Here is an 11990-nt window from a genome sequence, read left to right on the forward strand (position 1 = left end):
TAACCCACTGATGTCTTTCATCAAGAACCCCTTATCCTTCAATAACATCAGGAATTCTACTGAATACTCAGCAGCTTTTCTGACCATTTCATCAACTTAACTGCTTTTGTTATGTATAGAGATAGTTTTTGATTTATTTATTATTCAATAATAATCAATCAATTAAAAGGACGCTCAATAAGCTATACTTAATTATAGTATAAGCATTTTGTTGTAAATTGGGCCATGTTAAAACACATCCTGAATTATTGCATGGTGAAATTATTCGTCTTTTTAAAGAAAAAATTTTGGGTTTATTGCAACGCCAGACGGAGAGGAATTTTACTTTTAATGCAGGGAATGTTGTTCACCCAACCTTTGAAAAATTAGAAGTGGGCACAACAGTTCAATTTATTAAAGCAATTAGAGACGACGGCGTACAAGCGCATTGGGTGGCACGAAGGAGTGGTAACGTGGCAGTGATCCTATCATTAGCTACAAGTCACATCGGTTTTCATTTTAAACTTTGTGATCTTCGCAGTCAGGATTCTAGGTGCGCTTTTAGCGCGTTGCGCACGTAGTACGCTGGGTCCCCGCTCGGCGGGGGGACGACAGGAGTTTTTTTGAAATTAAGACTAATAGCAAAAATAATCTAAAATGGGAAAATTTATAACAAGATCTTATTGTTAATTGTCATTTCCGCGCAGGCAGGAATTTAGCGCGAGAAATCCCATGTTAAAGGGACTGCATAATATCAGCTAACAAGCGGCTGGCTCCAAAGCGTAAAGTTTGTGGAGTAATCCAAGCAGCGCCCATTTTATCTTTAACTAATTGAATATAGAGGACGGCTTGTTCTAATGTTTGAATTCCACCAGAGATTTTTAAGCCGAGCCTTTTATTGGTGTGATTTTGAATCGCTTCTAATATTATTTCAGCCGCTTCTATCGTTGCACCGCTAGGAAGCTTTCCCGTTGAAGTTTTAATAAAATCATCGCCGGCGCGAATAGCTAGGTTCGTAGCGTCGAAAATAATATCACGTTTAATTAATCGCCGGTTTCTAAAATCACTTTCAAAATTGCCTGGGGGCCGCACGTGCCGCGACAGGCTTCCAGGAATGCTCTGACCTCCTTCGCATTCCCTCGAGGTAGCTTTTATAAGGCATAACAACGTCAATTTCATCAGCACCTTCATCGAGCCCCGATTGTTTAATTGACTGCCATACAATCCAGCGGTGATTTGATTACCTGTGGGGAAATTAGCAACGGTTGCCACTTTTATAGGAACGCCTGCTAACAAAAAACGAACTTGCTCAACAAATTGAGGATAAATACAAACGGCTGCCACAGATCCGTAAAGGGTTTTTGCTTGATGACATAATTGTTCGATAGTTTTTGGTGTGTCACCTCCATTTAATTGGGTTAAATCAATTAAAGGAATCAAGATTTTTGCAAAGTCTGAATTCATGAGCGATAACGTTGAATAAAAGCTAAAATTAATTTTTTAAGACTTTCAGTTGCTAATTTTACACCACGTAAGGTTTGTTCATGCGTCACTTTTTCGTGGGTTAAGTCCGCGGCAAAATTACTGACAACGGAAATTACGGCAACACGCATGTCGCAATGGCGGGCTACAATCACCTCCGGAATTGTAGACATCCCCACTACGTCAGCCCCTAAAAGACGAAAGGCTCTAATTTCTGCCGGTGTTTCAAAAGCCGGACCAAGAACACCTATATAAACTCCTTCTGATAATGGAATTTGTAACTGCTTAGCGATTTTAAAAAGCTGCGCTCGCAAATCGAGATCGTAAGCATCCTCCATCCCAATAAAACGACCGCCAAAATCATCCTCATTGGAGCCGACAAGAACATTATTAAATTGGAAATTAATGTGATCATTTATTAATACCAAGCTGCCTGGCTCAATCCTTTGGTGTAAGGACCCGGCTGCATTGGTAGCAAGCCAAGTTTCACACCCAAGAAGTTTCATGGTCCGGATCATAGTTTTAATAGTGTAATTATCAGCACCCTCATAATAATGCGCGCGTCCTCTCAAACAAGCCACAGGGATACCCTTAATTTTACCAAGGTATAAATTACCCGCGTGACCTTCAATGCTGGGTTTGTGAAAACCGGGCAATTCATGATAGGAAATAACGCTGGGCTCTTCTATTTCATCCGCTAAATCACCCAGCCAAGAGCCTAATACAATAGCTAATTTTGGTTGAAAATTGGGGCAAAGGCGTCGAATTTCTTTTAACGCATCGTAAGAAAGAAGTGTCATGTTAGTGCGCCATTAATAATTTTAAATGATTACCAGTCTGTTTGGCATGGTTAGCGAGATAACCAATTTGTTCTATTATTTTATATAAAAAAATAACATTAACCGTTAATAGGGTTTTTTCAACAGGAATTTCTATTTTTCGTCCCAGTATAATGCCTGCAATATCTTTCGGGGTGTTAACTATTTTATCCTGTCGAGCTGAAAGCGTAAGCAAATCGCTGCGCGGGACAGGTAAAAATAAACTTTTAGGTAAATGTCGCTGGAAATTTCTCTTTAATTCATCAGCTTCATTTTCTAATTCAGTGATCGCTCCCTACAATTCAATGGCTCGTTCCCAATCTCGCAAAACAAGCGCATCAAAAAAAAGGGAATAATAATTCAACACAAATATGCACTTTTTCCATGTGCTGTTGCAGTGGGGCGAACGGGTGACTGACTAAACATGTCTAAAATCGCAATTTGACGTAACATGGCGTTAGTATACCAACTTCTGAAGTCCGGTCTCAATCACCTCACAATTGCTTTAGCCTATTATTGGTTCCCATCTTCCCGCTGTTATGTCAATCTTTTCAGTTCAATTATTCATAATGGAACACAGCCAACTTTATATCATTCTGGCTACTTTTTTTAGCTTTTTTATGGTATGGGGGTTGGTGCCAACGATGTGGCCAACTGATGGGTACAGCGCTCGGCTCAAAAGCAGTGACGTTGAGTCAAGCCATTCTGATTGCCGCTATTTTTGAAGTTTTAGGCTCCTTATTTTCCGGCGGACAGCTCACTCATACCATCCACAGAGAAATTATTAATGCCAATTTATTTAGCTAAGCACTGCAATAAACCGCAATTATTAGTGTTTGGCATGTTGGCGTCATTATTAGCGGGAGGGACATGGCTAGTTTCAGCCACGTCATTTGGATGGCCCGTCTTAACAACTCATATTATTGTATTAAGTTGGATCATTACCCCGATTATTATAGGCGTTCGCTTATTTTTTATTTCGCAGTGTTCAATGGTTTTTTGATAGCGAAACGCCTTTGAATAACGCCAAACGCTATGGGGCCGTGGTATATCTTTTAGTAACACTCATCGTTAGTTTGGTCACTTTTTTAAATAGGTTAAAACACGTTGGACTTAAAATCTCCAACTCTATGGCGATTGGGCTTTCCATTGCATTCAGTGTCGGCTCAGATAATAAAAATCATATCGATTTTCAAAAGCTCAAAATCATCTTCGGCATTTTGTATGCCTCTGCTGCCGGATTACACATTTCAACCACGTAAACGTTGCTCGTGGCATAGGAGCGCTTAATACTTTCCATCGTAAGAAATGTTTTTATGTTGTGGATCGTTACGCTTCCTGCTAGAGCTATATTTTCGATTGTTTATTATCATCTCTTGAAGACAATTTATAAAAAAGTAACCTGTATTCTTCCGTCCATAAAACTTAAACCCCGTCGCCCTCCGCGGGGCATCTGCTGTATTATTGAAGCATACAAAACCTTCACGGCGGAGTCAGGAGGAGACCTAAAAGACTAGGGGCTAAGAAAAACACCGATGGTGCTTTTCTTAGCCCCTAAATCCCATTGGGTGATGGATAAGAGCAGCAATATAAGATATTATGCTTACAGCATTTTGAGTATACTGATGGAAAATCAAGGAGTTGTTAATCAATTAACCAGGTTTGAAGTTAAGGTATCGGGCCAGCCTTTGAGTAAGCTACCAGAAGACCTTTACATTCCGCCGGATGCGTTGCGTGTTTTTTTGGAAGCTTTTGAAGGGCCGCTGGATCTTCTGCTTTATCTAATAAAAAAACATAACATTGATGTTTTAAATATACCCATCGCTGAAATCACCCGGCAATATATGCAATTTGTCGATTTGATGCGTGAAATGAGAATTGAATTAGTGGTGGAATATTTGGTGATGGCAGCTATGTTGGCAGAAATTAAATCGCACCTCTTATTACCGAGACCCGTTGTAGAAGAAGAAAATGAGGAAGACCCACGCGCAGAATTGATACGTCGTTTACAAGAATATGAACGTTATAAAAAAGCGGCTTACGATCTAGATCAACTGCCTCGTGTCGGACGTGATACTTTTATTGCCGATGCGGCTATACCACCGATGAATATCGCTAAAATTCATCCCATGGTAAAATTGCCAGAATTACTAAACGCGTTGAAAGACGTATTGCAAAGAGCTTCGCTTTATAACACTCATTCCATTGCGCGCGAGGCTTTATCTATTCGCGAACGGATGTCGCGAATTTTATCGTTGCTTGATGAAAAAAATTTCATTATTTTTAGTCGCTTATTTACACTAGAAGAAGGACGGATGGGTGTTGTCGTTACTTTAATTGCTACCTTAGAATTAATTCGTCAATCCGTCATTGAACTCGTGCAAGCTGAGCCGTTTGCATTAATTCACATTCGGGCTAAAGGATGGAAAAATGAGTGAAGTCAATCTAAAAATCGTTATTGAAGCCGCCTTATTCGCCTCTGCTGAACCTTTAACGCCAGAGCACTTGCAACAATTATTTGATGAGCAGAACCCAATTTCTTTACCCGAAATTAAAAATTTATTATCCGAACTCAAAGAGGATTATCGAGACCGAGGAGTGGCTTTACAAGAAGTAGCGAGCGGATATCGTTTTCGAGCGCGCCCCGATTTTTCACCGTGGTTACAACGCTTATGGAAAAAAAAACCCGCCCGTTATTCCCGCGCCTTGTTGGAAACCTTAGCGCTTATTGTTTATCGGCAACCCATTTCCCGAGGCGAAATTGAAAAAGTCCGAGGAGTGGCAGTAAGCAGCGATATTATTAAAAAATTATTAGATCGTGAATGGATCAGCGTAGTGGCCCATCGCGATGTGCCTGGAAAACCAGCTTTATTTGGAACGACAAAAACTTTTTTAAATTATTTTAATTTAAAAAGTTTAGAGGAATTACCGCCGTTGGAAGAAGTTGTCAATTTAGAAAAAATAGAAGTTCAATTTGATGAGCAGTTAGCATTAGTCATTGAAAAGAAGGCTCCTGAGGGAACTGAACCCTCCACTCTTCCATTTGCAGAAGAGGATTAAGGAGAGGCTTTGAAAGAACGCATTCAAAAAGTTCTAGCCCGATCCGGTTATGGTTCACGTCGCGAAATTGAAAAAATGATCACGCAAGGGCGTATCAAGGTCAACCAACGGTTGGCGCAATTAGGTGATCGTATCGCTGAACAAGACCTCGTTTATATCGATGGGCAATTATCTTCGTTTAGCACTCCTGAACAAGTACGCGTCCTCTTGTATCACAAACCGGAAAAGGAAATATGCACGCGTAAAGACCCAGAAGGGCGGACGACGGTTTTTGGAACTTTGCCGCGTTTGAAGGATGGTCGCTGGGTAATTATCGGTCGTTTAGACATCAACACCTCCGGTCTATTGTTATTCACCAATGAAGGCGAATTGGCCAATCAATTAATGCACCCCTCCGCTCAAGTTGAACGTGAATATGCGGTGCGCGTACTGGGTGCTGTCGATGCCGAAATGACCAAAAAATTAGCTCATGGTATTGAATTGGAAGATGGGAAGGCACGTTTTGAAGATATTGTGGAAGTTGGTGGAGAGCGAAAAAATCGTTGGTTTCATGTGGTCGTTGTTGAAGGGCGACATCGTCTCGTGCGGCGGTTGTGGGAATCTCAAGGCGTTAAAGTGAGCCGATTAATACGCGTACGATTTGGTCCAATAGTATTACCAAAATCTTTACGTCGTGGGGCTTGGAAAGAATTAGAAGCTCCCGAAATTAAACCATTACAAAATATTTCGATACTTCCTCGCTAATTGTTCCAAATTCAATTGATTTAAGAAGAGCGAATAACTTCCCCAAGCGCTGAGACTTAGTAAATCTTTAAATTATGGCGGGATGTATTGGGGTGGAGTCAATAATCCTTCTTCAGCTAATTCTTTTATAATAAATGAAATAAATGAATATTAACTAAATCTGTTTTTTCGGTGAATATTAAAGGAAGTTGAGAAAGATCACCGCTCCCTATCCCAAGGCGAATGTAATTGTAAATTAAAATAAATCCTTTGGAATAAGATAAATCTTTGGTAAAAGGAGCTTGATCGGGGGTGCTACCAGGAAAAAATGCGCACAGCGTCATAATAGTTTTCATCCTTAGCCTGGGGCCCTTTTCATGAAAGAAATTAAAAGCATCGATAAAATTATCGCCATTTTCGGTGATATTAATGGAGACGACGCGGTTGTTGATGCGTCGTTCTCGAGCAGGGTACGAAGAAAAGGTAAAAAGTTCCGTTAAAATAGCCAGTCCTTCTTGAATAACGGTTGTCGATGGCGGTCTTTTACTTAAAAAAGTAGATATCGTTTTGTTCAAGGCCTTTTAACGTGAATACTTTTCTAAACGATCGCTTAAAATTTTAACGGTTTCTCTGGTCGTGTATTTATTTTTATCTTTTTCTTTCAGCGTTTTTTCGCCAATGTGACCAAGCTCTTTGCTAACTGTCAATGAAAGATCTCTTAAACTAGTGGCTCTCGGGCATAGAAAGCTTCGTCGCAGCTACCATAAAGGTTTTGAGAAATTTTGGAAAATTCTTGAGTGACTCGCGCTTTTAAAAGGTGAATGACACCGGGATATTCGCGACAAAGTTGCTGAATTAGGGTGTTAATTGCACTGTATTTAGTAAATTTAGGATTAATCTGATGCTGAATATTATAAAATTCTTGTAATTTTTAAGCGAGGTCAAATCCAAGGTCATTTTATTGATAATATTCGGTATTCAACGGCGGCAATTGAGCGAATTTATCCCTAAAAGATTTCCTTAATGCTCATCCCACTTAATCGCATCTAAGATCCGTATAGGGCGTTGCGCTGATACAATTTGCTCAGACAACTTTTATTATCCCTGTTTACGATGAACAAGCTAGCATTCGCAGTACTGTCGAACCTATTTTTCTTTCGAATTTTTTGTGCAGGGGTGAGTTTGCTTTCATCCTTAAATTCTTTAAAAATTCCTCTTCTTAAATAAAGTTCGAAATAATCCCGACAAATACAAGCCACGGAATAAAAGCATCCAACTTACCATCATTGTAATTTTTACCGTGCATTATCAACAAAAGGTTTGTAATGGCTAGGCCTCAAATTTTGAGGGTAATGCGATTAAATAGAAATTGAAACTGGTAGATAGCCGCGTCGCGCAGCTCGAATTAATATCTCGCTTTCAAAAAAACCTTGAGAGCGAAGTCGTGGAGGACAATCTTGTAAAAATTTGATGGAGTAGAGGTGATAACCGGATTGAGTATCAATGATTCGCTGGCCTGCTACCCACGAGATGAAAAAATCGGCGACTTGATTGGCATGGCGGCGCATTTTAGGTGCGTTTCAGCATTATGTGTGCGTGCGCCGATGATAATGTGGTTCGGATACTCATTCAGGCCTCAATAAATTTGGGTATGTCCTGTGAAGGTCGTGTTGAGTGTCGGCATCCATGCAAATTGCCGCACGTACCTTCAATTGTTGTAGATGCTGAAAACCACAGGCTTGTTCCTTTTCCTTGGTTAATAAAGAAAAAATAGGTTCGACAATACTGCGAATGCTAGCTTGTTCATCGTAAACAGGGATAATAATGGCAATATTGGAATGTAATGGTTTCATTTTTGCTAAGGATATCTAAAGATTGTTTGGGCGTTAGGCTATCGAGATTTAATTTGTCTAATTGCGTTAAAACAGGATTTTCTACCGGCAGAAAAAGTTCATTTTGCTGTGGTTGTTGGGTTTCAGCAAATGGGATTTTCCAATTCTTCTAATTTTTGCCGAGCATGCTGAATTACTGAGCGATGAATTCCTCCTAGCTGCGCTACTTGCAACCCATAACTTTTATTCGCCGGCCCCTCCCTCAGAGCGTGTAAAAAAATAATTTTTTCTTCGTTCCCCACAGCGTCTATAGGTGAGTAAAGTGATTACGGTAACTAAAATGGAAAGCGGTCCACTGGGAGGCGATCTTCAACTGGGGACCAAAATTGTTAACAAGGAAATCGATATTCTGATTTTCTTCTGGGACCCCTTGGAAGTACGGCCCCACGATCCTGATGTGCGCGCTTTATTACACATCGCTGTCGTGTGGAACCTTCCGGTTGATTGCAATACAGCAACCGCCGATTGATTTTATCTATTAACTTTGCCTTTATTTGACAGTGATTATCACCCTGAAGCTCCCGATTACTCAGTCTATCGAATCGAATTTTAGGTGATCCCAAGTAGCCCGTATTTCGCTTCGCTGCATACGTACTATTAATCGATTTGTTTCATGCTCAAGCGAACCCGGCCTTGTCGGTCAATTTCAATGACTTTAACTCGAATCACTTGTCCTTCTTCTAAGTAATCTCTGACGTTTTCCACGTGTTCTTTGGCAATTTGTGAAATATGCACTAAACCTTGAATATTCGGCAGAATTTGCACAAAAGCGCCGAAATCCGTAATTTTAACGATCGTGCCTTCGTAGGCTTTACCTAACTTAACCTCAGTCGTTAACTCTTCGATCCATCGCTTTGCCGCCTCGCCTTCTTCGGTAGTATGAGCGGCAATTTTGATCGTTCCATCATCTGAGATATCAATAGCGCAATTGGTCGCCTCAGTAATTTCTCGAATTACAACCCCACCTTTACCTATCACGTCACGAATTTTTTCAGGATTAATTTTCATCGTGACATACTGCGGTGCTAGATCTGAAACTTGGGAACGTGGTTTATCCAACACTTTGTTCATAATGCTCAGAATATGTAGACGCCCCTCTTTGGCTTGGTCCAGTGCTTGTTCCATAATTTCTTTGCTAATCCCTTCTATTTTGATATCCATTTGTAAAGCCGTTACGCCGTTTAATGTTCCCGCTACTTTAAAGTCCATATCCCCTAAGTGATCTTCGTCCCCTAAAATGTCAGATAAAACGGCATATCTATCGTTTTCTTTAATTAATCCCATGGAAATCCCCGCCACTGCAGCTTTCGTCGGCACGCCCGCGTCCATGAGTGCCAAACTACTTCCACAAACGCTTGCCATTGAACTCGAACCATTCGACCCCAAAATTTCAGAAACAACTCGAATTACGTAAGGGAATTTATCAGGCGTAGGAATAACAGGGGTTACTGCCCGCTTGGCTAATCGGCCGTGACCAATTTCGCGACGCTTGGGTCCGCTCATAAAGCTAACCTCCCCGACACAAAACGGTGGGAAATTGTAATGGAAAATAAATTCTTCTTGTCGATCCCCATCCAAATCATCGATGGATTGTGCATCGCGCTCAGTACCTAAAGTCGTTACTACTAAAGCTTGAGTTTCACCACGCGTGAATAAAGCAGATCCGTGGGAACGGGGTAGCACCCCCACTTTAACGGTGATAGGACGCACAGTTTTGGTATCACGCCCATCAATACGCGGCTGTCCGGTTAGGATCTGCTCACGGATAATTCGACGTTCTAATTCATGGAAAATCACTGCCAGCTCATGTTCATTAATGGCGTTTTCCTCTCTTTCATGTCCGACAACCCGATCGGCGAGCAATTGATCACGAATAGCCTGGATCTGGGCTTGGCGCGCTATTTTTTCTTGGATTTGGTAGGCCTTTTTAAGGGGAGCTTCTGATTTTTCTACCACCCATTTTTCTAAAGCTGCATTTACCGTTTGAGGTTCCCACTCCCACTTCGTACCTCCCGTCTCCTCAATAAATTCAGCTATCGCCTGAATGGCAGCCTGCATCGCTTGATGTCCATATAACATGGCTCCTAGCATCACTGACTCTGGCAATTCTTCTGCTTCAGATTCCACCATTAAAACAGCGTCTCGAGCCCCCGCCACCACGAGATCAAGCGCCGAATCTTTGAGTTCGTCTAAGGATAAGTTTAGAAGATATTCCCCATTGTAATATCCCACCCGCGCGGCCCCCAAAGGCCCGTTGAAAGGAATGCCTGACAAACCGATCGCCGCAGAAGCACCTAAAATAGCAGGAATATCGGTGGGAACTTTAGAATCCATCGAAAGTACGGTCGCAATAACTTGGACTTCGTTGGCGAATCCTTTAGGAAAGAGCGGACGTAAGGCTCGATCAATCAAACGGGAAGTTAAAGTCTCTTTTTCAGTAGGTCTCCCTTCACGTTTAAAATAACCTCCTGGAATTCTGCCGGCCGCATAGGTTTTTTCCTGATAATTGACGGTAAGAGGAAAAAAATCTTGTCCCTCTTCCGCTTCTTTTTTTGCAACAACCGATATTAATAAAACCGTATCACCCATTCGGACAACAACAGCACCTGTGGCTTGGCGAGCCATTTCTCCTGTTTCAAATGTAACTTCATGTTTGCCATATTGGAAGGTCTTACTAATTTTATTCATGTTTTTCCTTTTATGAGCGCAATCCTAATCGTCCAATAAGCCTGAGATATCTTTGGAAATCATTTCTTTTCAAAAAATTAAGGAGTTTACGCCGCTGACTGACCATACGCAATAATCCTCGGCGTGAATGATGGTCGTGCTTGTGGGCTTTCATGTGCTCGGTGAGTTTAATGATTTTAGCGGTTAGAATGGCGATCTGGACCTCAGGCGACCCTGTGTCGTCTTTGCCTAGTTGATATTCTTTCACAATTTTCGCAGTTTCGGCAGAAACTAATGACATTATAGTTACCTCTTTTTTTAACAGCGTCCACTGTCATTTGCAGACACATGCCTATAAAAGGCCTACATTATAGCATGGCAGAATCAATCGCGCAAATAGGATCAAGGGTATCTTCGTCTTCAAGACCCCCGCTTTCGCTGAGCTAGTGAGCTAGAACTAGTAGAGGTCTCAGGGAACGGGACCGAGGAAACTGAAAAGCAAGGAAAGCACTTATCATAAATAATCTTATAATCTGCGAAATAGCTGTCACTGGATAAAAAATTAAAGCAAGTGCCAATGCCTTCGTCGGTAGAACGTGAAGATATTTGATGAGCTAATAAACGATAGCTGTCTCATAAATGCCTATTCCTCGGAGGGAATAAGGAAGTCACAAAAGAGAATGTCCTCATAAAAAGCAGAGGGCTTGATTCGGGCTAAGATGGGCTGAGGGCAAATTCAGACTATTCAGACTAAAGAATAAACAATAAAGTGTAGGGATAGCTAAATGGCAGCTAAACCTAATACCTGCATCTTATTGCGTCCTAAAACGGCTTCTTCAATAGTCGTTAATAACAACCGCGCCCATTCGGAGCGAGTAATAAAATTTCTAAGATAAGCATTTTTATCACAAAATAGCGATAGAAAATCACACTCAAAACAGCTTAATAAAATAAGAAACGAATAAATTACATTAACCTCTAGCGTATACTGAGTACTGAGCAGAACCAAGTAGATGCACTCCACATCAATGATTAAATGGTTGGAGAGGAAGTGCCCGCTGTAACCATGCATAAAAACAGGCAAAATAAAATTCCATTAAATCCAACAGTTGTCCAAAAACGATTATTTATAGCAACATTTCATCATGCGTGATATCCATTCACTGTTCCTCTCATCCATAAGGGATCTTAAAAAACTCTAAAACAGATTTATAAAAACAGCAAAAGTTACTGCTATTAACAGGTTTGATTAAAAGTTCAGATTTTCAACAAACAACCCAATGAAAAGTGCGCTCTTTAAAGGGGGCGTTATAATGCGCCAACACAGAATTTCTATTTTAAATAAAGAGCAGGTGATGAAAGATATTAA

At 40.9% G+C, this 11990-nt stretch carries 14 protein-coding genes and 4 pseudogenes; 6 read left to right on the forward strand and 12 right to left on the reverse strand.

Annotated features, from left to right (window positions below; all coding sequences use genetic code 11):
* Nucleotides 1-218 precede the first annotated feature (218 nt).
* Nucleotides 219-560: a hypothetical protein gene (locus FIV31_RS05460; protein ID WP_280124082.1), complete on the forward strand. Its 342-nt coding sequence runs from the start codon at nucleotides 219-221 to the stop codon at nucleotides 558-560.
* A gap of 154 nt (nucleotides 561-714) precedes the next feature.
* Here the strand turns inward: FIV31_RS05460 and FIV31_RS05465 are convergent, their stop codons facing one another.
* The 3 genes from FIV31_RS05465 to FIV31_RS05475 are packed head-to-tail and all read right to left on the reverse strand — an operon-like array spanning nucleotide 715 to nucleotide 2568.
* The gene (locus tag FIV31_RS05465; protein WP_280124083.1) at nucleotides 715-1443 is read right to left on the reverse strand and encodes a deoxyribose-phosphate aldolase; all 729 of its coding nucleotides are present in this window, start codon (nucleotides 1441-1443) and stop codon (nucleotides 715-717) included.
* A complete protein-coding gene (locus FIV31_RS05470; protein ID WP_280124084.1) occupies nucleotides 1440-2261 on the reverse strand; it encodes a purine-nucleoside phosphorylase in 822 nt (273 codons plus the stop codon). Before FIV31_RS05470 ends, FIV31_RS05465 begins: the two co-directional genes overlap by 4 nt.
* Nucleotide 2262: 1 nt before the next feature.
* Nucleotides 2263-2568, reverse strand: coding sequence for a DUF47 domain-containing protein (locus tag FIV31_RS05475; protein WP_280124092.1), 306 nt, complete (start codon nucleotides 2566-2568; stop codon nucleotides 2263-2265).
* Nucleotides 2569-2848: 280 nt separating this feature from the next.
* Here FIV31_RS05475 and FIV31_RS05480 point away from each other — a divergent pair.
* The 4 genes and pseudogenes from FIV31_RS05480 (at nucleotide 2849) to rluB (ending at nucleotide 6083) form a co-directional block, all read left to right on the forward strand.
* A pseudogene (locus FIV31_RS05480) lies at nucleotides 2849-3796 on the forward strand (inorganic phosphate transporter).
* Nucleotides 3797-3850: 54 nt separating this feature from the next.
* Nucleotides 3851-4717, forward strand: coding sequence for a segregation and condensation protein A (locus tag FIV31_RS05485; RefSeq protein WP_425278274.1), 867 nt, complete (start codon nucleotides 3851-3853; stop codon nucleotides 4715-4717).
* Entirely contained in the window at nucleotides 4710-5339 is a 630-nt protein-coding gene (scpB, locus tag FIV31_RS05490) for an SMC-Scp complex subunit ScpB (protein ID WP_280124085.1), read from the forward strand. Before FIV31_RS05485 ends, scpB begins: the two co-directional genes overlap by 8 nt.
* A 9-nt stretch (nucleotides 5340-5348) precedes the next feature.
* Nucleotides 5349-6083, forward strand: coding sequence for a 23S rRNA pseudouridine(2605) synthase RluB (rluB, locus tag FIV31_RS05495; RefSeq protein ID WP_280124086.1), 735 nt, complete (start codon nucleotides 5349-5351; stop codon nucleotides 6081-6083).
* Nucleotides 6084-6208: 125 nt separating this feature from the next.
* On the opposite strand, the gene FIV31_RS05500 is transcribed toward rluB, so the two are convergent.
* From FIV31_RS05500 to FIV31_RS08825, 6 genes and pseudogenes are all read right to left on the reverse strand, one after another.
* On the reverse strand, nucleotides 6209-6637 hold the full coding sequence (locus FIV31_RS05500) for a tyrosine/phenylalanine carboxypeptidase domain-containing protein (RefSeq protein WP_280124087.1): 429 nt from the start codon (nucleotides 6635-6637) through the stop codon (nucleotides 6209-6211).
* Between the two features lie 6 nt (nucleotides 6638-6643).
* On the reverse strand, nucleotides 6644-6769 hold the full coding sequence (locus FIV31_RS05505; protein WP_280124088.1) for a hypothetical protein: 126 nt from the start codon (nucleotides 6767-6769) through the stop codon (nucleotides 6644-6646).
* Between the two features lie 11 nt (nucleotides 6770-6780).
* Nucleotides 6781-6972 (reverse strand): tyrosine/phenylalanine carboxypeptidase domain-containing protein, encoded by a 192-nt coding sequence (locus FIV31_RS05510; protein ID WP_341873971.1) that lies wholly within the window; start codon nucleotides 6970-6972, stop codon nucleotides 6781-6783.
* 293 nt (nucleotides 6973-7265) lie between these two features.
* A pseudogene (locus FIV31_RS05515) lies at nucleotides 7266-7795 on the reverse strand (glycosyltransferase family 2 protein); the annotation flags it as partial.
* Between the two features lie 33 nt (nucleotides 7796-7828).
* Nucleotides 7829-7915: pseudogene (locus FIV31_RS08600) on the reverse strand (glycosyltransferase family 2 protein); the annotation flags it as partial.
* 122 nt (nucleotides 7916-8037) lie between these two features.
* A complete protein-coding gene (locus tag FIV31_RS08825; protein ID WP_482766084.1) occupies nucleotides 8038-8196 on the reverse strand; it encodes a MutS-related protein in 159 nt (52 codons plus the stop codon).
* A 23-nt stretch (nucleotides 8197-8219) separates the two neighbouring features.
* On the opposite strand from FIV31_RS08825, the pseudogene FIV31_RS05525 reads away from it, so the two are divergent.
* Nucleotides 8220-8507: pseudogene (locus FIV31_RS05525) on the forward strand (methylglyoxal synthase); the annotation flags it as partial.
* Between the two features lie 44 nt (nucleotides 8508-8551).
* Here FIV31_RS05525 and pnp read toward each other — a convergent pair.
* The 3 genes from pnp to FIV31_RS05540 all read right to left on the reverse strand — a co-directional run bounded on the left by pnp (nucleotide 8552) and on the right by FIV31_RS05540 (nucleotide 11705).
* Nucleotides 8552-10642, reverse strand: a complete 2091-nt coding sequence (gene pnp, locus FIV31_RS05530) for a polyribonucleotide nucleotidyltransferase (protein ID WP_280124089.1) — start codon at nucleotides 10640-10642, stop codon at nucleotides 8552-8554.
* A 10-nt stretch (nucleotides 10643-10652) separates the two neighbouring features.
* On the reverse strand, nucleotides 10653-10922 hold the full coding sequence (gene rpsO / locus FIV31_RS05535; RefSeq protein WP_280124090.1) for a 30S ribosomal protein S15: 270 nt from the start codon (nucleotides 10920-10922) through the stop codon (nucleotides 10653-10655).
* Between the two features lie 480 nt (nucleotides 10923-11402).
* The gene (locus FIV31_RS05540) at nucleotides 11403-11705 is read right to left on the reverse strand and encodes a hypothetical protein (protein WP_280124091.1); all 303 of its coding nucleotides are present in this window, start codon (nucleotides 11703-11705) and stop codon (nucleotides 11403-11405) included.
* Between the last annotated feature and the right edge of the window lie 285 nt (nucleotides 11706-11990).

Source organism: Coxiella endosymbiont of Ornithodoros amblus, assembly GCF_019425495.1.
Classification (GTDB): domain Bacteria; phylum Pseudomonadota; class Gammaproteobacteria; order Coxiellales; family Coxiellaceae; genus Coxiella.